The 20,058-nt window shown below is 64.5% G+C and carries 16 protein-coding genes, 2 tRNA genes and 2 pseudogenes; 15 read left to right on the forward strand and 5 right to left on the reverse strand.

What is annotated here, in order from left to right:
* Positions 1 to 65 precede the first annotated feature (65 nt).
* Both orn and NJ69_RS21380 read left to right on the forward strand, forming a co-directional pair.
* Complete coding sequence (gene orn, locus NJ69_RS21375) at positions 66 to 608, forward strand: oligoribonuclease (RefSeq protein WP_029612782.1); 543 nt, start codon at positions 66 to 68, stop codon at positions 606 to 608.
* A 117-nt stretch (positions 609 to 725) separates the two neighbouring features.
* On the forward strand, positions 726 to 1,340 hold the full coding sequence (locus NJ69_RS21380) for a trimeric intracellular cation channel family protein (protein WP_205419316.1): 615 nt from the start codon (positions 726 to 728) through the stop codon (positions 1,338 to 1,340).
* 13 nt (positions 1,341 to 1,353) lie between these two features.
* Here the strand turns inward: NJ69_RS21380 and queG are convergent, their stop codons facing one another.
* Positions 1,354 to 2,424, reverse strand: a complete 1,071-nt coding sequence (queG, locus tag NJ69_RS21385) for a tRNA epoxyqueuosine(34) reductase QueG (RefSeq protein WP_029612780.1) — start codon at positions 2,422 to 2,424, stop codon at positions 1,354 to 1,356.
* 64 nt (positions 2,425 to 2,488) lie between these two features.
* Between queG and NJ69_RS21390 the strand changes: the two genes are divergently transcribed.
* The 13 genes and pseudogenes from NJ69_RS21390 to NJ69_RS23310 all read left to right on the forward strand — a co-directional run.
* The gene (locus NJ69_RS21390; protein WP_039582854.1) at positions 2,489 to 3,349 is read left to right on the forward strand and encodes an NAD(P)H-hydrate dehydratase; all 861 of its coding nucleotides are present in this window, start codon (positions 2,489 to 2,491) and stop codon (positions 3,347 to 3,349) included.
* Positions 3,346 to 3,810 carry a tRNA (adenosine(37)-N6)-threonylcarbamoyltransferase complex ATPase subunit type 1 TsaE gene (gene tsaE, locus NJ69_RS21395; RefSeq protein ID WP_369811489.1) on the forward strand — a complete coding sequence of 155 codons (465 nt, stop codon included), beginning with the start codon at positions 3,346 to 3,348 and terminating at the stop codon, positions 3,808 to 3,810. Before NJ69_RS21390 ends, tsaE begins: the two co-directional genes overlap by 4 nt.
* Positions 3,811 to 5,256, forward strand: coding sequence for an N-acetylmuramoyl-L-alanine amidase (locus tag NJ69_RS21400; protein ID WP_205419300.1), 1,446 nt, complete (start codon positions 3,811 to 3,813; stop codon positions 5,254 to 5,256).
* Positions 5,253 to 7,154 (forward strand): DNA mismatch repair endonuclease MutL, encoded by a 1,902-nt coding sequence (gene mutL / locus NJ69_RS21405; protein WP_029612778.1) that lies wholly within the window; start codon positions 5,253 to 5,255, stop codon positions 7,152 to 7,154. Before NJ69_RS21400 ends, mutL begins: the two co-directional genes overlap by 4 nt.
* The gene (gene miaA / locus NJ69_RS21410; RefSeq protein ID WP_039582857.1) at positions 7,155 to 8,126 is read left to right on the forward strand and encodes a tRNA (adenosine(37)-N6)-dimethylallyltransferase MiaA; all 972 of its coding nucleotides are present in this window, start codon (positions 7,155 to 7,157) and stop codon (positions 8,124 to 8,126) included.
* 92 nt (positions 8,127 to 8,218) lie between these two features.
* Positions 8,219 to 8,479 carry an RNA chaperone Hfq gene (gene hfq / locus NJ69_RS21415; RefSeq protein WP_029612777.1) on the forward strand — a complete coding sequence of 87 codons (261 nt, stop codon included), beginning with the start codon at positions 8,219 to 8,221 and terminating at the stop codon, positions 8,477 to 8,479.
* A 12-nt stretch (positions 8,480 to 8,491) separates the two neighbouring features.
* Positions 8,492 to 9,793 carry a ribosome rescue GTPase HflX gene (gene hflX / locus NJ69_RS21420; RefSeq protein WP_039582859.1) on the forward strand — a complete coding sequence of 434 codons (1,302 nt, stop codon included), beginning with the start codon at positions 8,492 to 8,494 and terminating at the stop codon, positions 9,791 to 9,793.
* Between the two features lie 96 nt (positions 9,794 to 9,889).
* Positions 9,890 to 11,074 (forward strand): FtsH protease activity modulator HflK, encoded by a 1,185-nt coding sequence (gene hflK / locus NJ69_RS21425; protein ID WP_039582860.1) that lies wholly within the window; start codon positions 9,890 to 9,892, stop codon positions 11,072 to 11,074.
* Positions 11,074 to 11,943, forward strand: coding sequence for a protease modulator HflC (hflC, locus tag NJ69_RS21430; RefSeq protein WP_039582862.1), 870 nt, complete (start codon positions 11,074 to 11,076; stop codon positions 11,941 to 11,943). Before hflK ends, hflC begins: the two co-directional genes overlap by 1 nt.
* Positions 11,944 to 12,222: 279 nt before the next feature.
* On the forward strand, positions 12,223 to 13,410 hold the full coding sequence (locus NJ69_RS21435) for an ATP phosphoribosyltransferase regulatory subunit (protein WP_039582865.1): 1,188 nt from the start codon (positions 12,223 to 12,225) through the stop codon (positions 13,408 to 13,410).
* Between the two features lie 56 nt (positions 13,411 to 13,466).
* On the forward strand, positions 13,467 to 14,759 hold the full coding sequence (locus NJ69_RS21440; RefSeq protein WP_039582866.1) for an adenylosuccinate synthase: 1,293 nt from the start codon (positions 13,467 to 13,469) through the stop codon (positions 14,757 to 14,759).
* Between the two features lie 1,004 nt (positions 14,760 to 15,763).
* Positions 15,764 to 15,976: pseudogene (locus NJ69_RS23305) on the forward strand (methyl-accepting chemotaxis protein); the annotation flags it as partial.
* 390 nt (positions 15,977 to 16,366) lie between these two features.
* A pseudogene (locus NJ69_RS23310) lies at positions 16,367 to 16,882 on the forward strand (methyl-accepting chemotaxis protein); the annotation flags it as partial.
* Between the two features lie 3 nt (positions 16,883 to 16,885).
* On the opposite strand, the gene NJ69_RS21450 reads toward NJ69_RS23310, so the two are convergent.
* The 4 genes from NJ69_RS21450 to NJ69_RS21465 form a co-directional block, all read right to left on the reverse strand.
* Entirely contained in the window at positions 16,886 to 18,451 is a 1,566-nt protein-coding gene (locus NJ69_RS21450) for an ABC transporter permease (RefSeq protein WP_039582869.1), read from the reverse strand.
* The gene (locus NJ69_RS21455) at positions 18,451 to 19,464 is read right to left on the reverse strand and encodes an extracellular solute-binding protein (RefSeq protein WP_039582870.1); all 1,014 of its coding nucleotides are present in this window, start codon (positions 19,462 to 19,464) and stop codon (positions 18,451 to 18,453) included. The genes NJ69_RS21450 and NJ69_RS21455 overlap by 1 nt, the downstream gene beginning before the upstream one ends.
* Before the next feature lie 167 nt (positions 19,465 to 19,631).
* Positions 19,632 to 19,718 (reverse strand) — tRNA-Leu (locus tag NJ69_RS21460).
* Between the two features lie 82 nt (positions 19,719 to 19,800).
* Positions 19,801 to 19,887: transfer RNA gene (locus NJ69_RS21465), tRNA-Leu, on the reverse strand.
* Positions 19,888 to 20,058: the final 171 nt, after the last annotated feature.

Consider the following 20,058-nt stretch of genomic DNA (forward strand, 5'->3'; position numbering starts at 1 on the left):
AAAACGGCAAGCAGTTTAGCACGCTCCACTAGGCTAATATGGCGGCCTATTCGAGGAGCTCATGCATGCACAACCCACAGAACCTGATCTGGATCGATCTGGAGATGACCGGCCTGGACCCGGACACCGATGTCATCATCGAAATGGCCACCATTGTCACCGACAGCGAGCTGAACACCTTGGCCGAAGGCCCGGTGATCGCCATCCACCACAGCGATGAGGTGCTGGCGCGCATGGACGAGTGGAACACCCGCACCCACGGCGCCTCGGGCCTGACCCAGCGCGTGCGCGAGAGCCGCATCGACATGGCCCAAGCCCAGGCGCAGACCCTGGCGTTCCTCGAGCAGTGGGTGCCCAAGGGCAAGTCGCCGATCTGCGGCAACAGCATCTGCCAGGACCGGCGCTTCCTCTATCGCCACATGCCTGAGCTCGAAAGCTACTTCCACTACCGCAACCTGGATGTCTCCACGCTCAAGGAGCTGGCTGCGCGTTGGGCGCCGCACGTGCGCGACAGCTTCCAGAAGGGCGGAACGCACCTGGCCCTGGACGACATCCGCGAGTCGATCGCCGAGTTGCGCCACTACCGCCAACATTTCATCAAGGTCTGACCAGCGGCGACTTGTCGCCGCCGCTGCACGTCATTAGCGGCAAGCCACCCGTGAGAAGCCGTGCACCACACAGGCTTGTCGCTTGCCGCTTGCCATTCGAAACTGCCTCTCAGGTGCATCATGCTGTTGTTGCTCTATCTGATCGCGATCACGGCCGAGGCCATGACCGGTGCGCTGTCCGCTGGGCGGCGTGGTATGGACTGGTTTGGCGTGGTGCTGATCGCCTGCATCACCGCCCTGGGCGGCGGGTCGGTGCGTGATGTGCTGCTCGGGCACTACCCGCTGACCTGGGTGAAACATCCCGAGTACCTGGTGCTCACCAGCTTCGCCGCCTTGCTGACCATTTTCATCGCGCCGTTGATGCGCCATCTGCGCACGCTGTTTCTGGTGCTCGATGCGCTGGGGTTGGTGGCGTTCACCCTGATCGGCTGCATGACGGCACTGGAAATGGGCCAGGGCATGCTGGTGGCGTCGATCAGCGGGGTGATTACCGGGGTGTTCGGTGGGATCTTGCGCGACATCTTCTGCAACGACATCCCACTGGTGTTTCGCCGTGAGTTGTACGCCAGCGTGTCGTTCGCGGCGGCCTGGTTCTATTTGGGCTGCGTGTACTTTCAGGTGCCGGCCGAGCAGGCGATGCTGTTGACGCTGTTCGGCGGTTTTCTGTTGCGGCTACTGGCGATCCGCTTTCACTGGGAAATGCCCAAGTTTCATTACAACGATGAGCGATGAGGCCTGCGGGATGCTACTCCAGCGCGACCTGATGCCGCGCCAGCGCCCACTGCACATGCTCTCTGACTAATGCCGATGGGTGCTCGCGCCGTGCTTTCAAGGCTTCGATCACGGCGATCGTCGAAGGCGCATTGCCCAAGCCCACCGCCAGGTTGCGCAGCCAGCGCTCATAACCGGCGCGGCGCAGCGGCGAGCCTTCGGTGCGGCTGAGGAAGGTCTTTTCGTCCCACAGGAACAGCGCCGCCAATTCGGCGTTGTCCAAACCGTGGCGGGGTTTGAAGTCGTCTTCACCGGTGGACTTGGCGAAGCGGTTCCAGGGGCAGACGATCTGGCAATCGTCGCAGCCGAAGACCCGGTTGCCGATCAATGGCCTGAGCTCCACCGGAATGGCGTCCCGCAGTTCGATGGTCAAGTACGAGATGCAGCGCCGGGCATCGAGTTGGTAGGGACCGACGAAGGCGGAGGTCGGGCACAGGTCCAGGCAGGCCTGGCAGCGTCCGCAGTGTTCGCTGGTCTGGGCCTCGTCCGCCGGCAGTGGCAGGTCGACGAACAGTTCGGCGAGGAAGAAATAGCTGCCGGCCTTGCGGTTGAGCAGCAGGGTGTTCTTGCCGATCCAGCCGAGCCCGGCCTGTTGGGCGATGGCCTTTTCCAGCACCGGGGCACTGTCGACGAAAGCGCGGTAGCCGAACGGGCCGATGGCTTCCTGGATGCGGTCGGCCAGGTGCTGTACGCGCTTGCGCACCAGCTTGTGGTAGTCGCGGCCTAGGGCGTAACGCGAGACATAGGCTTTTTCAGGCTGGGCCAGGCGCTGGGCCATGCGGGTGTCGCCGGGCAGATAGTCCATGCGCAGCGACACCACGCGCAAGGTACCGGGAATCAGTTCGGCCGGGCGCGAACGTTTCGTGCCATGCGCTGCCATATAGTCCATCTCACCGTGGTGCCCGGCGTCCAGCCAGCGCTGCAGATGCTGTTCGTGTTCGCCAAGCTCGACATCGGCGATGCCCACATGGGCAAAACCGAGTGCGTGGCCCCAATCCTTGATGGACTGGGCCAATAGAGGCAGGTCTGGAAGAGAGGCGGACATGGATGGACAGGCATTACAGGCTCAGGTGCGTATAATTCTGCCAGACATCGGAGCCTTTGACCCCATGCCTCAGACCAAACACCCCGGCAACGCCCCGCTCGCGCTCAGCAGCCTGACCGTCGCGCACCTGCCCGCGCGTCTCGCCGACGCCCACAAAGGCGACTTCGGTCATGTGCTGGTGATCGGCGGCGACCTGGGTACTGGCGGTGCGGTGCTGCTCAGTGCCGAAGCGGCACTGCGCTGTGGCGCCGGGCTGGTCAGCGTGGCGACGCGGCCCGAGCACGTGGCCGCCAGCCTGGCCCGTCTGCCGGAAACCATGTGCCTGGGCGTGAGTTCGGCCAATCAACTGATGGCGGTACTTGAGCGCGCCTCGGTGCTGGTGGTCGGGCCCGGCCTTGGCCAGGCCGCCTGGGGGCGTAGCCTGCTGTCGGCCGTGGCCAACGCGCGGTTGCCGCAAGTGTGGGACGCCGACGCACTCAACTTGCTGGCGCGTGCGCCGTTGGCGCTGCCGGCCGGTAGCATCCTCACCCCGCATCCAGGCGAGGCGGCGCGGCTTTTGGGGCTGTCGACCGAGGCGGTGCAGGCCGACCGTGCGGGGGCGGCGCGCAAGCTGGCGCGCCGTCATGGCAGCGTGTGCGTGCTCAAGGGAGCCGGCACGTTGATCGCCGACCCGCACGGCCAGTTGCGCGTATGCGAGCGCGGTCATCCGGCGATGGCTGGCGCGGGCCTGGGCGATGTGCTCAGCGGCGTGCTTGCCGCGCTGCTGGCCCAAGGCCTGGACGCGTGGCAGGCGGCGGGGCTGGGCGTGTGGCTACACGCCTGTGCCGGCGAGCGCCTGGGCGTCCGGGGTAGAGGCTTGGCCGCCAGCGATCTGGCGCCGGTCATTCGAGAATTGTTGGAGGAGCATTCAGCGTGTCAGGCATAACCCTGTTTCTGGCCGACGAACCGGCCACCGTCGCCTTCGGTGCGACCCTGGCTCAGGTCACCGGCGGCCATGGCGTGATCTTTCTGGAGGGCGACCTGGGCGCTGGCAAGACCACCTTGTCACGCGGTCTGATCCGTGGGTTGGGCCATACCGGCGCGGTGAAAAGTCCGACCTTCACTGTGGTCGAACCCTACGAGATCGGCGATATACGCGCTTTTCATTTCGACCTGTATCGCCTGGTCGATCCAGAGGAGCTGGAGTTCATGGGCATTCGCGACTATTTCGAAGGCGATCCCCTGTGTCTTTTCGAATGGCCGCAGAAGGGCGCGGGCGTTTTGCCAAAGCCTGACCTGACCATTACCATAAGCCCCCAGGCGGGCGGCCGCTCGCTGAACCTGTCGCCGCAGGGGGCTCGCGGCGAAGCCTGGTGTGCCACTCTGGCTGCCGAATTCAAACAGTAAGTGGGGAAAGGTATGCCGCGCATCCGCGCACTGGTCGCCATCGTTGGCCTGCTGTTGACAGCAGTGACCCTCGACGCTCTGGCCGTCACGCAAGTCAAGAGCATGCGCCTGTGGCGCGCGCCGGACAACACACGGCTGGTCTTCGACCTGTCCGGACCGGTGCAGCACAGCGTCTTCACGCTCAGCGCGCCCGATCGTCTGGTCATCGACATCAATGGTGCGACGCTGGCCTCGCCGCTGAACGTCTCCACCTCGAACACGCCAATCACCAGCGTGCGTTCGGCTCAGCGCACCCCCACCGACCTGCGCGTGGTGGTCGACCTGAAGAAGGCCGTCACGCCGAAGAGCTTCACCCTCGCGCCGAACGCCCAGTATGGCAACCGTCTGGTGGTGGATCTGTACGACCAGGAGGCTGACGCCATCGCCGCCAGCAACCCGACGCCTGCGCCGGTCGCTACCGCGCCGGCGACCACGCCTGCGGTGCCGGTCACTCCGACCCAACCGGCGATCAAGCTGCCGCCGGTGCCCAACGGCAAGCGCGACATCGTGGTTGCCATCGATGCCGGTCACGGCGGCGAAGACCCCGGGGCCTCCGGCTCGCGGGGGCAGCATGAAAAAGACATCGTGTTGCAGATCGCCCGCGAACTGCAGCGCCAGATCAACACCGAAAAGGGCTATCGCGCCGAACTGACCCGCACGGGCGACTACTTCATTCCGCTGCGCAAGCGCACCGAGATCGCCCGCAAGAAGGGCGCCGACCTGTTCATCTCCATCCACGCCGACGCAGCGCCCTCCAAGGCCGCCTTCGGCGCCTCGGTGTTCGCCCTGTCCGACCGGGGCGCCACGTCCGAAACCGCGCGCTGGCTGGCCGACAGCGAAAACCGTTCCGACCTGATCGGCGGTGCTGGCAACGTCAGCCTCGACGACAAGGACCGCATGCTGGCGGGCGTACTGCTGGACCTGTCGATGACCGCCACGCTCAGCTCCAGCCTCAATGTCGGGCAGAAAGTGCTGGGCAACATGGGCCGCATCACGCCGCTGCACAAGCAGCGTGTGGAACAGGCCGGATTCATGGTGCTGAAATCGCCTGATATCCCTTCGATCCTGGTCGAGACCGGGTTCATCTCCAATGCCAACGAGGCCAACAAACTGGCCACCCGCAGCCATCAGCAGGCACTGGCACGTTCCATCCACAGCGGCGTGCGCCAGTTCTTCCAGCAGAACCCACCGCCCGGCACCTACATCGCCTGGCTGCGCGACTCCGGCAAGATTGCCCAGGGGCCGCGTGAGCACAGTGTGAGGCCCGGTGAGACGCTGGCGATGATCGCCGTGCGTTATCAGGTCAGCGTGGCCAGCCTGCGCAGTGCCAACAACCTCAAGAGCGAGGAGCTCAAGGTCGGTCAGCACCTCGATATCCCGGCTACCACCCTGGCTTCGCAGCAATGAGCGACGGCGTCCGTATCCAGCTGCTCAGCCCGCGGCTGGCCAACCAGATCGCCGCAGGCGAGGTGGTCGAGCGTCCTGCTTCGGTGGTCAAGGAACTGCTGGAAAACAGCCTTGACTCCGGTGCCCGGCGCATCGATATCGAGGTGGAGCAGGGCGGGGTCAAGCTGCTGCGGGTGCGGGATGACGGCCGTGGCATCGCCTCGGATGATTTGCCGTTGGCCCTGGCCCGTCACGCCACCAGCAAGATCCGTGAACTGGAAGACCTCGAAGGTGTGCTGAGCCTGGGTTTTCGCGGCGAGGCGTTGGCTTCGATCAGCTCGGTGGCGCGCCTCACCCTGACCTCGCGCACCGCTGATGCCGGCGAGGCCTGGCAGGTGGAGACCGAGGGCCGCGACATGCTTCCACGGGTGCAGCCCGCGGCGCATCCGGTCGGCACGTCGGTCGAGGTGCGCGACCTGTTCTTCAACACACCGGCCCGACGTAAATTCCTCAAGGCCGAGAAGACCGAGTTCGACCACCTGCAGGAAGTGATCCGGCGCCTGGCGCTGGCGCGATTCGACGTGGGCTTTCATCTGCGCCATAACGGCAAGAGCATCCTCAGCCTGCACGAAGCGCCAGACGATGTCGCGCGGGCGCGGCGTGTCGGCGCCATCTGCGGTCCTGGCTTCCTCGAGCAGGCGTTGCCGATCGAGGTCGAGCGCAATGGCCTGCGCCTGTGGGGCTGGGTCGGGCTGCCGACCTTCTCGCGCAGTCAGGCCGACCTGCAGTACTTCTTCGTCAATGGCCGGGCGGTGCGCGACAAACTGGTCGCCCACGCGGTACGCCAGGCCTACCGTGACGTGCTGTTCAACGGTCGCCACCCCACCTTCGTGCTGTTCCTCGAACTCGACCCCACCGGCGTCGATGTCAACGTCCATCCCACCAAGCATGAAGTGCGCTTCCGTGAGGGGCGCATGGTGCACGACTTCCTGTACGGCACCTTGCACCGGGCACTGGCCGATGTGCGCCCTGAAGACCAATTGGCAGCGCCGGCCGCCAGCAGCGAGATCGTCCGTCCCACCGGTCAGCAGGCCGGCGAGTTCGGCCCGCAGGGTGAAATGCGCCTGGCTGCCTCGGTGCTCGAGCAGCCTGCGGCCGAGTCGCGCCCGACGTTCTCCAATGGCGGCGCCGGGGCGGGCTACCAGTATCAGTATTCGCCGCGCCCGGCGGCGCCCGTGCCGGCCGGCGAGGCCCAGGCGGTGTATCGAGAGTTCTTCGCCCCGCTCGACGGCGCGGCGCCTGCTCCAGCGGCATTGCCGGACAGTCAGGGCGATATCCCGCCGCTGGGCTATGCCCTGGCCCAGCTCAAAGGCATCTACATCCTGGCCGAGAACGCCGTCGGCCTGGTGCTGGTGGACATGCACGCCGCCCACGAGCGAATCATGTACGAGCGCCTCAAGCTGGCGATGGCCAGCGAAGGCCTGAGCGGCCAGCCGTTGCTGGTGCCTGAGTCTCTGGCGGTGAGTCAGCGTGAGGCCGACTGCGCCGAAGAGCATGCGCAGACTTTCCAGCGCCTGGGCTTCGAACTGCAGCGCCTGGGTCCGGAAACCCTGGCGATCCGGCAGATTCCGGCGCTGCTCAAGCAGGCCGAGGCCAACCGTCTGGTTCAGGACGTGCTGTCCGACCTCATGGAGTACGGCACCAGCGACCGGGTCCAGGCGCACATCAACGAGTTGCTCGGCACCATGGCCTGCCACGGCGCCGTGCGTGCCAACCGGCGTCTGGCGATTGCCGAGATGAATGCGCTGCTGCGCGACATGGAAAACACCGAACGCAGCGGCCAGTGCAACCACGGCCGACCGACCTGGACCCAAATGGGCCTGGACGATCTGGACAAACTTTTCCTGCGCGGTCGATGAATGAGTCTTCACCCCCCTGCCATTTTTCTCATGGGCCCGACGGCCGCCGGCAAGACCGACCTGGCCATCGCGCTCACCCAAGCCTTGCCGTGCGAGCTGGTCAGCGTCGATTCGGCCATGGTCTACCGCGGCATGGACATCGGCACCGCCAAACCCTCGCCCGAGGTGCTGGCGGCGCATCCTCATCGGCTGGTGGACATTCTCGATCCCGCGCAGAGCTATTCGGCGGCGCAGTTTTGCACCGATGCGCTGGCGGCCATGGCCGAGATCACCGCGCGTGGCAAGATCCCGCTGCTGGTCGGCGGCACCATGCTCTATTACAAAGCACTGGTCGACGGCCTGGCCGACATGCCGCCGGCCGATGCCACGGTGCGCGCCGAGCTCGAGGCACAGGCCCGCGAGCAGGGCCTGGCCGAACTCCATCGGCAGCTTGCCGAGGTGGATCCGGTCTCGGCCGCGCGCATTCACCCCAATGACCCGCAGCGGTTGATTCGCGCGCTGGAGGTGTTCCGCGTCAGCGGCCAGAGCATGACCGCGCATCGGGCCCGTCAATCCTCCGAAAGCAGCGGTGTAGAGGCGGGCGCGGGCGGTCATTTGCCCTATACTGTGGCCCGTCTGGCGATCGCGCCGGCGGATCGTCAGGTGCTGCATGAACGAATTGCATTACGATTTTCGCAGATGCTGGAACAGGGCTTCGTCGACGAGGTCCGAGAGTTGCGGACCAGAAGTGACTTGCACGTGGGGCTGCCGTCTATACGGGCAGTGGGGTACAGGCAGGTCTGGGAATATCTGGACAGCCAACTGACAGCCGAACAGATGCGTGAACGCGGTATCATCGCCACCCGTCAGTTGGCCAAGCGGCAATTCACTTGGCTGCGCAGCTGGTCCAATGTGCACTGGCTGGACAGCCTGGCCTGCGACAATCTGTCCCGCACCTTGAAATACCTGGGATCGGCCTCCATATTGAGCTGAGTCCCTGCAATTGCCGTCTATTCTTGCAACAGACGGCGTTAATGAAAGAATTCTTCAGCTTTTTACTATTGATCCTTACAGGAGTGCGGCATATGTCAAAAGGGCATTCGCTACAAGACCCTTACTTGAACACCTTGAGAAAAGAAAAAGTCCCGGTTTCGATCTATCTGGTCAACGGGATCAAGCTGCAGGGCCAGATCGAATCCTTCGACCAGTTCGTCGTGCTGCTGAAGAACACCGTCAGCCAGATGGTCTACAAGCACGCCATCTCCACTGTCGTACCTGCCCGCCCGGTTCGCCTGCCAAGCCCGTCCGATTCCGAACACGGCGACAGCGAGCCAGGCAACGCCTGATAGGAGCCTGCATTGTTCTTTGAGCGCCACGGTGGTGGTGAACGGGCCTTGCTCGTTCACTTGGAAGGTCAGAACCCTGAGGCGCGCGAAGACCCGCAGGAGTTTCAGGAGCTGGCACTGTCGGCCGGGGCGGACATCGTCCACCTGGCCACGGTTGCGCGGCACCAGCCCACAGCGAAGTTCCTGATCGGCAGCGGCAAGGTCGAGGAACTGCGCGACCTGGTCAAGGCCGAAGAAGCCGACCTGGTCATCTTCAATCACACCCTCACGCCCAGTCAGGAACGCAACCTCGAGCGCGTCTTCGAGTGTCGCGTGCTCGACCGTACCGGCCTGATTCTCGACATCTTCGCCCAGCGCGCACGTACCCACGAAGGCAAGCTGCAGGTCGAACTGGCCCAGCTCGAGCACATGAGCACGCGCCTGGTGCGCGGCTGGACTCACCTGGAGCGGCAGAAAGGCGGTATCGGCCTGCGCGGCCCGGGTGAAACCCAGTTGGAAACCGACCGCCGCCTGCTGCGGGTACGCCTGCGGCAGATCAAGGCGCGCCTGGAAAAGGTCCGCAGCCAGCGCGAGCAAGCCCGGCGCGGGCGTCGTCGTGCGGATATTCCGTCGGTGTCGCTGGTGGGCTACACCAACGCCGGCAAGTCCACGCTGTTCAACGCCCTGACACGCTCCGACGTGTACGCCGCCGACCAGCTGTTCGCCACCCTCGACCCCACCTTGCGCCGGCTGGAGCTGGATGACCTGGGGCCGATCGTGCTGGCCGACACCGTGGGCTTCATCCGGCATTTGCCCCACAAGCTGGTCGAGGCGTTTCGCGCCACGCTCGAGGAATCGAGCAACTCCGACCTGCTGCTGCACGTGATCGATGCCCACGAGCCGGAGCGCATGGAACAGATCGAGCAGGTACTGGCCGTTCTAGGCGAGATCGGTGCCGAAGGCTTGCCCATCCTCGAGGTCTATAACAAACTCGACCTGCTCGAAGACGTCGAGCCGCAGATCCAGCGCAATGCCGACGGCAAGCCGGAGCGGGTCTGGGTCTCGGCGCGAGACGGGCGTGGCCTTGAGCTCGTCGGGCAGGCGATAGCCGAATTGCTGGGCAATGATCTGTTCGTCGGCACCCTGCGACTGGAGCAGCGATTGGCGCGCCTGCGTGCGCAGTTCTTCGAGTTGGGGGCCGTACAGAGCGAGGAGCACGACGACGAAGGCAGCAGCCTGCTGAGCGTGCGTTTGCCGCGGGTGGAACTTAACCGTATGGTCAGCCGCGAGGGCCTCGAGCCTGACGCGTTCATCGCGCAACACACTTTGCAATAAATGCCCGTCGAGGTCGCCGGGCAGCCGTGACAGGCATTCTGTAGCATTGGACGGCGCGCCGTGGGCGCGTCTTTGCTTTATCAGATGGAGAGCGCTATGGCTTGGAACGAGCCGGGTGGCAACTCGAACAATCAGGATCCCTGGGGCGGCCGCCGCGGTGGCGGCGGTGGTGGCGACAAGAAGGGGCCACCGGATCTCGACGAGGCCTTCCGCAAGCTGCAGGACAGCCTCAACGGCATGTTCGGCGGCAAGAAGAAACGCGGTGGCGGTGGTGGTGACCGCAACGTCGGCAAAGGCGGCGGCTTCGGCCTGCTGGGCATTGGCCTGGCGGTGCTGGCGGCTATCTGGCTGTACAGCGCCGTCTACGTGGTCGACGAGCAGGAGCAGGCCGTGGTGCTGCGCTTCGGCAAGTACTACGAAACCGTGGGCCCGGGCCTGAATATCTATTTCCCGCCTATCGACCGCAAGTACATGGAAAACGTCACGCGTGAGCGGGCGTACACCAAGCAGGGCCAGATGCTCACCGAAGACGAGAACATCGTCGAGGTGCCGCTGACGGTGCAGTACAAGATCAGCAATCTGCAGGACTTCGTGCTCAACGTCGACCAGCCTGAAGTCAGCCTGCAGCACGCCACCGACAGCGCCCTGCGCCATGTGGTGGGCTCCACCTCGATGGACCAGGTGCTGACCGAAGGCCGTGAGCAGATGGCCGTGGATATCCGCGAGCGCCTGCAGCGTTTCCTCGACACCTACCGCACCGGTATCACCGTCACCCAGGTCAACGTGCAGAGCGCGGCAGCCCCGCGTGAAGTGCAGGAAGCCTTCGACGACGTGATCCGTGCGCGCGAAGACGAGCAGCGTTCGCGCAACCAGGCCGAGTCCTATGCCAATGGCGTGGTGCCGGAAGCCCGTGGTCAAGCGCAGCGCATCATCGAGGACGCCAACGGCTACCGCGACGAAGTGATCGCCCGCGCCAAGGGTGAGGCCGACCGCTTCACCAAGCTGGTCGCCGAGTACCGCAAGGCGCCTGACGTCACCCGTCAGCGTCTGTACCTGGAGACCATGCAGGAAGTCTACAGCAACACCAGCAAGGTGCTGGTGACCGCCAAGGACGGGCAGAACAACCTGCTCTACCTGCCACTGGACAAGATGGTCGAAGGCAGCCGCAACAACGCAGCGTCGTCCAGCAGCGGGTCGCCGTCGGTCAACGACGCCGCCGTTCGCTCGGCCCCCGACCTGCAACAGCAACAACAGCCGCTGCGCACTAGGGAGAGCCGCTGATGAGCAATAAATCGCTGTTCGCCCTCATCGCTGCCGTGGTGTTGGCGATCGTCGCCTGGAACTGCTTCTACATCGTCTCGCAGACCGAGCGGGCGGTATTGCTGCAGTTCGGTCGCGTGGTCCAGGCCGATGTTCAGCCGGGTCTGCACGTGAAGGTGCCGTACGTCAACCAGGTGCGCAAGTTCGACGCCCGCCTGATGACCCTCGACGCTCCCACCCAGCGCTTCCTCACGCTGGAGAAGAAAGCGGTCATGGTCGACGCCTATGCCAAGTGGCGAGTGAAAGATGCCGAGCGCTTCTACACCGCAACCTCGGGTATGAAGCAGATCGCCGACGAGCGCCTGTCGCGTCGCCTGGAAAGTGGCCTGCGCGACCAGTTCGGCAAGCGCACCCTGCATGAAGTGGTTTCCGGTGAGCGTGACGCGTTGATGGCTGACATCACCGCCTCGCTGAACCGCATGGCCAACAAGGAGCTGGGTATCGAAGTGGTGGACGTTCGCGTCAAGGCCATCGACCTGCCCAAGGAAGTCAACCGGAGCGTGTTCGATCGCATGAGCACCGAGCGTGAGCGCGAAGCCCGCGAACACCGCGCCAAAGGTAACGAGCTGGCCGAAGGTATTCGCGCCGATGCCGACCGTCAGCGCCGCGTGTTGCTGGCCGAAGCCTATCGCGAAGCGGAAGAAACCCGTGGTGATGGTGACGCTCAGTCGGCCTCCATCTACGCCAAGGCCTACGGCCAGGACGCTGATTTCTACGCGTTCTACCGCAGTCTGCAGGCCTACCGCGAGAGCTTCTCCAGCAAGAGCGACGTGCTGGTCCTGGATCCGAAGAACGAGTTCTTCCGTTTCCTCGACAAGAGCAAGCCGTAAGCGTAAGACGCCCCGCCGGGCAGCTAAAACGTCCGGTGGGGTGCATCCCGAAGAAAAAGGGGTGTATGATGAGTCAGCCGGGAAATTCCCGGCTTTTTTGCGTCTGCAAGGTTGATTGGCCCCAGGCTTTTCGACGACTTGGTCAGCTCGCAGGTATTTCGAGGGTGTTGGCACGGCGGCGGCGCTGGGATCGGTGCTGCCTGCTGTTGTGCGCCAACGCCTGCTTTACAGGTGGCTAACCCGCAGGGCAGCCGCCCGGACCAGAGGGGAAATGGCGTAATGGCAACGGTAGACCGCTGGCTGCTGCCAGATGGCATCGAGGAAGTACTGCCACCTGAAGCGGCGCGCATCGAAATTGCGCGTCGCCAGGTGTTGGACCTGTTCCAGAGTTGGGGCTACGAACTGGTCGTCACCCCGCATATCGAGTACCTGGAATCGCTGCTCACCGGCGCAGGCCAGGACCTGGACCAGCGTACCTTCAAGGTGGTCGATCCACAGTCCGGCCGCTTGATGGGCTTCCGTGCCGACTTCACCCCGCAGGTGGCACGCATCGATGCCCACACCCTGCGCCGCGAAGGCCCGAGTCGTCTGTGCTATGCCGGCAGCGTGCTGCACGCCGAGCCGCGGGCGCTGTCCACGTCGCGCAGCCCCATCCAACTGGGCGCCGAGCTGTATGGCGATGCCAGCCCGACCAGCGATGTCGAGGTGATCAGCCTGATGCTGAGCACCCTGCAGCTCACCGATGTGGCCGACGTGCACATGGACCTGGGCCACGTCGGTATCTACCGCGGCCTGGCGCGCGCCGCCGGCCTCTGCGGCGCGGTCGAACAGCAGTTGTTCGATGCGTTGCAGCGCAAGGCCGTGGACGAGGTCCACGCCCTGACCGCGGAGCTGCCGAAGGACCTGGGCAATATGCTGCGCGCCCTGGTCGAGCTGTGCGGTGGCCGCGAGGTGCTGGCCGAAGCCCGCGTGCGCCTGGGGCGTGCGCCTGCCAGTGTGCTGGCGGCGCTGGACGATCTGCTGGCCATCGCCGATCGCCTGGCTGCGCGCTATCCGCAACTGCCGCTGTACTTCGACCTGGGCGAGTTGCGCGGCTACAACTATCACACGGGCGTGGTGTTCGCCGTCTTCGTTCCCGGTGTCGGTCAATCGATCGCCCAGGGCGGGCGCTATGACGACATCGGCGCCGACTTCGGCCGGGCGCGCCCGGCTACCGGTTTCTCCACGGATTTGAAGACCCTGGTCACACTGGGGCGAGCGCAGGTCGCATTGCCGTGCGGTGGCATCTGGATGCCCGACAATGGCGACGCGGCCCTCTGGCAGCAGGTCTGCCAGTTGCGCAACGAGGGCCAGCGTGTGGTTCAGGCCCTGCCTGGGCAGCCGCTGAGTGCTGCCTTCGAAGCGGATTGTGATCGGCAATTGATTCAGCAGGACGGGCGCTGGCAGGTTCTGCCGCTGACCCATTGAGATTCTTCGCCGGCAATGGGCCGGCAACCAAGATTGCGTGAATGAGGACAAGTGTTATGGGTAAGAATGTCGTCGTCCTGGGCACCCAGTGGGGTGATGAGGGCAAAGGCAAGATCGTCGATCTGCTGACCGAACATGCTGCCGCCGTCGTGCGTTACCAAGGTGGCCACAACGCGGGCCACACCTTGGTGATCAACGGTGAGAAGACCGTTCTGCACCTGATTCCCTCGGGCATCCTGCGCGAAGGCGTGCAGTGCCTGATCGGCAACGGCGTGGTGGTCGCGCCCGATGCATTGATGCGCGAAATCACCAAGCTGGAAGAAAAAGGCGTGCCGGTGCGCGAGCGTCTGCGCATCAGCCCGGCGGCGCCGCTGATCCTGTCCTACCACGTGGCACTGGATCAGGCCCGTGAGAAGGCCCGTGGCGAAGCCAAGATCGGCACCACCGGTCGCGGTATCGGCCCGGCCTACGAAGACAAGGTCGCGCGCCGTGGCCTGCGCGTCGGTGACCTGTTCCACCGCGAGCGCTTCGCCGCCAAGCTTGGCGAGTTGCTGGACTACCACAACTTCCAATTGGTCAATTACTACAAAGAGCCGGCCATCGACTTCCAGCAGACTCTGGACGACTGCATGGCTTACGCCGAACAGCTCAAGCCGATGATGCTCGACGTCACCGCCGAGCTGCATAACCTGCGCCGCGCCGGCAAGGACATCATGTTCGAAGGCGCCCAGGGTTCGCTGCTGGATATCGACCACGGCACCTATCCGTACGTCACCAGCTCGAACACCACCGCAGGCGGTATCTCCACCGGCTCCGGCGTCGGCCCGATGTACCTGGATTACATCCTGGGTATCACCAAGGCCTACACCACCCGCGTCGGTTCCGGTCCATTCCCGACCGAACTGTTCGACGAGACTGGCGCCACCTTGGCCAAGCGTGGCCATGAGTTCGGCTCCACCACCGGTCGCGCCCGTCGTTGCGGCTGGTTCGACGCCGTGATCCTGCGCCGCGCCATCGACGTCAACAGCATCTCGGGCATCTGCCTGACCAAGCTCGACGTGCTCGATGGCCTGGAAACCATCAACATCTGCGTCGGCTACAAGAACGAGCACGGTGCCGTCATCGACGCGCCGTCCGATGCCGACAGCTACATCGGCCTGGAGCCGGTGTACGAAGAGATGCCAGGCTGGAGCGAATCGACCCTGGGCGTGAAAGCCCTGGAGGAGCTGCCGCAGGCTGCGCGCAACTACATCAAGCGCATCGAAGAGCTGGTCGGCGCGCCGATCGACATCATCTCCACCGGCCCGGACCGCAACGAAACCATCGTGTTGCGTCACCCGTTCGCCTGATCGACCGCCAGGTCGATTCGACGCCGTAGTCCTGCAAAGGGCTGCGGCGTTTTTGTTTGTGTCGATGACAGGCCGTCGCGTTGCTCGACCTTGGCGTATATCCCCGCTGCGCCAGGCACAACCCTTGCTGTAAGAAGCGTCTGTAGCTGCCATCAAAGTAATGGCGCCAGAAACACGAGGGTTCAAACGTGTCTGCCATCCTCTCTCTGTTACGAAGCCGCCTCCTGCGGCCTGTGTTTGTTGCACTCGGTATCGCCCTGCTGGTGCAGGTGTTGGTGGCCGTGGTGCTGACTCGAAGCACCATCTCTGCACTCGAAGCGGATCTGGGCGAGCGCCTGGGCAGTGACAGCCGCAAGCTGGCCGAGGAGCTAGGCCTGGCGGGCCAGGATGTGCGCGCAGGGCTCGACAGCCTTTCTGCCAGCACCCGTCAGCGCTTGAGCGCTGGTCTATCCAGTCGTTTGCAGAGCGAACAGCAGCAATTGCGCACTACTTTGGAGCAAAGTCTCAAGGACTCGGCCAACGACATGGCCGAACTGCTGGCCTCGGTGGCACCCAGGGCGATCTGGGATAACGACGTGCCGACGCTTTCCGACTTCGCTCGACGCGCCCAGCGCAATCCCAACGTGTTGTTCGTCATCTACGACAACGCCGAGGGCGAGCACCTGACGCGCTATCTGAATCGGCAGAACCCGATCAACCAGGCGCTCATGGACAAAGGCCAGGGCGAGCGGGCGTTGGACAAGGTGCTGGATGCTGCGCGCCACGATCCTTCGGTGTACTTCGTCGAGGCGCCCATCAGCCCAAACGGCGCCACCATCGGCAAGGTCCTGATGGGGGTATCCACCGTGGCCGTGGACCAGACGCTCAGCGCGCTCGACCAGCGCTTTACCGCCCTGATCAGCAGCAGCGAGCAACTGGTCGGCGAAAGCTTGGGCGCGGCCGCCGCCGACAGTGGCAAGGCCCTGCAGGCACGCCTGGAAACGGCGCAACACAGTGCTACCGCGATGCAGGCCAATACCGCACAGACCGTGCGCGAAGCGGCTGGGGAGCTGCGTTGGCGCATCGGCCTGGGCCTGGCGCTGGTGGGGCTGGGCGTGCTGTTGCTGGTGGCGGTGGTGCTGGGTCGGCGCGTGGTGAGCAAGTTGCGCCTGCTGATCGCCGCCCTGGACGACCTGGCGGCTGGCGAGGGCGATCTGACCAAGCGGGTGGCGCTTGACAGCCGCGACGAAATTGGCGACATGGCCTCAGCGGTCAACCGCTTCGTCGACAAGTTGCAACCCATCGTGCGGGAGGCCGGCGAGGTGGCGCAGCGAACCGGCGTCGAGATCGGCAGCATGGCGCAGCGCACGGCTGGTGCGGATGCGGCGGCGGCGTTGCAGCGTGACGAAGTGGCGGCCAGTCTGCGCGACTTGTCGAGCATGGCCGACGAAGCCCAGGCCGAGAGTCATGCCATGCAGGCAGCATTGCAGCAGGTGGTGGACATCCGCCAGGCCACCGACGAGAACAGTCGGGCCTCCACTCAACTGGCCAAATTGATCGAGAAGTTGGCCGGCGAAGTGGACAGCGGGGCCCAGGTCATCGAGCGGCTGGCCAAGCAGAGCGAGCAGATCGAGGTGGTACTGACGGTGATCCACGGTATCGCCGAGCAGACCAACCTGCTGGCGCTCAATGCGGCGATCGAAGCGGCCCGTGCGGGTGAGACGGGGCGTGGCTTCGCGGTGGTCGCCGATGAAGTGCGGGCATTGGCCAGCAAGACGCAGAGCTCTACCGGTGATATCCAGGCGCATATCGTCGCGCTGCAGCAAGGCGCCAAGGAGGCCGTCGCGACCATCGGCCAGGCCGGGCGGCAGGCCAGCGAGGGGCTGTTGGTGCTGCGCGACAACGAACGCCGGCAGCAGTCGGTGCAGGCGGCGGTCGAGCAGGTGCATGCGGCCATCGGTGTGGCCACGCGCGCGGCCGAACAGCAGGCCAGCGGTGCCCAGGCGGTGCGGGGCCGGGTAGAGAACATCCATGCCCAGGCCGAGCGGTCGGCCGAGGTGGTCATGCAGACCACCGCCAGCAGCAAGGTGCTCGACGACCTGGCGACGCAGTTGCGTGCAAGCCTTGGCCAGTTCAGGGCGTAAGGTTCACGCCCTGTTCAGGTACATCCGCGTGGTCAGCAGGTACACCGGCAATCCCGACACCACAATCAGCAGGGCGGCGTAGGGCGCTGCCGCTGCGAACTCGACATTGGCGGTGTGGGCCCAGACCTCCGTGGCCAGGGTGGTCATGCCGGTCGGGCTGAGCAGCAGGGTGGCGGTCAGTTCCTTCATGGCGTCGAGGAACACCAGGGCAAAGGCGGCGGCCAAGGCTGGGAAGATGATCGGCAGGGTCACCCGGCAGAAGGCGGCGAGGCTGCTGGCGCCCAGGGTGCGGGCGGCTTCTTCGAGCGTCGGCGAGGCCTTGTTCAGCGCGGTGCGCACCGGTGCCTGGGCCAGTGGCAGGAACAGCAGGGCATAGGCCAGGATCAGCAGCGCGGTGGTCTGGTACAGCGCCGGCACGTAGTGCAGGGCGAAGAACACCAGGGTCAGGGCGATCACCAGGCCGGGCAGGGCGTGCAGCAGGTAGGGCAAGCGTTCGGCCCAGATCGCCAGGCGCCCTTTGTAGCGCACCACCAGGAAGCTCACCGGCAGCGCCAGTGCCACGCAGAAACCGGCGCCACCGAGCGAAACCGACAGGGAGGTGAGCAGCGCCTTGCCGATCGCCGCGACCGGGAAGGCTGCCGACGAGCCGACGCTCAGCCAGTAACCGAGCATGGCCAGCGGAATGCCGCTGCCGAGCACGGCCAGTCCCAGGCAGAACAACTGCGCCGGCAGTGTCCAGCCTCTGAGCCGCAACGGTTGTGCACGTCGGGCTACGCCTTGGCCGATGCGTACATGACGGGCCTTGCCACGCACGCGCAATTCCAACCAGAGCAACGCCAGGCACAGTGCAAGCAGCACGGCCGAGAGCATCGCTGCATTGGCATTGCTGAACTCCAGCTCGAACTGCTGGTAGATCGCCGTGGTGAAGGTTTGCAGGCCGAGGATCGACAGGGCGCCGAATTCCACCAGCATGTGCAGGGCGATCAACAGGCCGCCGCCGAGCATGCTCGGCCACAGCAGTGGCAGGGTGACTTTGAAGAACACGCCGCTGCGGCTGCAGCCCAGCGTGCGCGCCGACTCTTCCAGCGAGGTATCGAGGTTGCGCAGGGTGGCCGCCACGGGTAGGAACACCAAGGGGTACTTGGACAGCGCCATGACCAGGACCGCCCCGCCGAGGCCTTCGAAGTCAGAGCTCAGCGACACCCAGGTGAAGCTGCTGACGAACGAGGGCACGGCGAACGGCAGGCACAGCACCACGCCCCATAAACGTCGTCCGCGCAAGTCGCTGCGTTCGAGCAGCCAGGCCAGCGCCACGCCGACCACCAGGCAGGCGAGGGTGACCCCGGCCATCAGCAGCAGTGTGTTGCGCAGCAGGTCCCAGACGAAAGGGCGCCAGAGCAGGCGCAGGGCTTCATGCCAGCCGGCTTCCCAGGCCTTGATGGCCACATAGGCCAGTGGCAGCAGGCTCGCAGCGACCAGGCACAGGACGGGCAACACCACCCACACGGAGGGGCGCTTGCGGCGCGGCACGAAGCGTACCAGGGCCGACTCGGGCACGGCGGCAGTCATCAGAGCAGGCCGACCTCACGTTCCAGTTCGAGTGCTTCTTCGGCATTGCCCAGATCGGCCGGGCTGATCTTCGGTGGGCGCAGGTCCTCGAATGGCTTGAGCCCACGGTCCGAGACCATGCCCTTGTGCAGGGGGTACTCGGCAGTGGTCTGGGTGATCACGCGCTGGCCTTCTTCGCTGGCCATCCAGTTGAGCAGGGCTTGAGCTTCCTTGGGATGCTTGCTGGCCTTGACGGCGGCTGCGCCGGAAATGGTCACCAGGTTGCCTGCATCGCCGTCGGCCAGGTAATACAGCTTGGAGTCGAGCTTGCCGCGCTCGCGCTCCAGGGCGTACCAGTAGTAGTTGTTCACCAACACCGCTGCCACTTCGCCTTTCTCGACGGCTTTGAGCGCGACCATGTTGTTGGTGTAGGTCTTGCCGAAGGCCTTCAGGCCCGTCAGCCATTCCTCGGTGGCTTCGCGCCCGTGCATCTTGAGGATGGCCACGGCCTGTTCCTGGAATGCGCCACTGGTCGGCACGAAGCCGACTTTGCGGTCCCATTCGGGGTTGGCGAAGTCCATCACGGTCTTGGGCAGGTCGTTCTCGTCGATCTTCTTCGGGTTGTACACCACCACGCGGGTACGCGCAGTCACGCCCATCCAGGTCCCGTTACCGGCCACGTATTCCTTGGGCAGCATGTCCAGGGTGTTCTGGTCGATCTTGGCCAGCAGGCCCAGTTCGCCCAGGTTGTTCAGTGGCGGAGATTCTTCGGTGTAGATGATGTCGGCGGGGGAGCGCTCGCCCTCTTCGATGATCTGGCTGGCCAGCTGGTTGCTGCTGCCCTTGCGGATATCGATGTGGATGCCGGTCTTGGCCTCGTAGGCCTTGGCGATGGCTTCGCCGATTTCCTTGTGCTGACCGTTGTACATCGTCAGCGTCACCGGTGCGTCTGCCTGGGCTGCCGGCGCGCCGATCACCAGGCCAAGGACGGCGGCAGTCAGGGTGCGCAGCAGCGGTGTGGGGCGAATCCTCATGCGGGTACTTCCTCGCTTACGGCTACATATTTCGAAACAATGGTAAACGAAATCGTTTCTCATGTGGCTGTGGCGGGGGAAATTCGCTGGGTGCGCGGCGGTGAGGGCGGGCGATGGAAAAAACGCAGGCAAGAAAAAACCCACTAGCAAGCTAGTGGGTTTTTATATGGTGCCCAGGAGAAGACTCGAACTTCCACGACCGTTAAGTCACTGATACCTGAAACCAGCGCGTCTACCAATTCCGCCACCTGGGCAAAGCTTTTGCATCTACAACGATGAAACTTCAAGCGTCTTGCTGAATGACAGAAAAACCTGCTATCTATCACTCGAAATATTTGGTGCCCAGGAGAAGACTCGAACTTCCACGACCGTTAAGTCACTGATACCTGAAACCAGCGCGTCTACCAATTCCGCCACCTGGGCACACATTCTGTCGAGGTCACATGATGCTTTACATCAGGCTTCATCTCAACTACAACGTCGGCTGACCGTCGTTGTGGTGCGCACTATACGGACGGTCCCTGAGGCTGTAAAGCCCCGGATCGAAAAATTTTTCAAAATATTCAAGTCGTTGATTCCAGTGACCTATTGCCC

Origin of the sequence: Pseudomonas parafulva (assembly GCF_000800255.1) — a bacterium.
Lineage (GTDB): Bacteria > Pseudomonadota > Gammaproteobacteria > Pseudomonadales > Pseudomonadaceae > Aquipseudomonas > Aquipseudomonas boreofloridensis.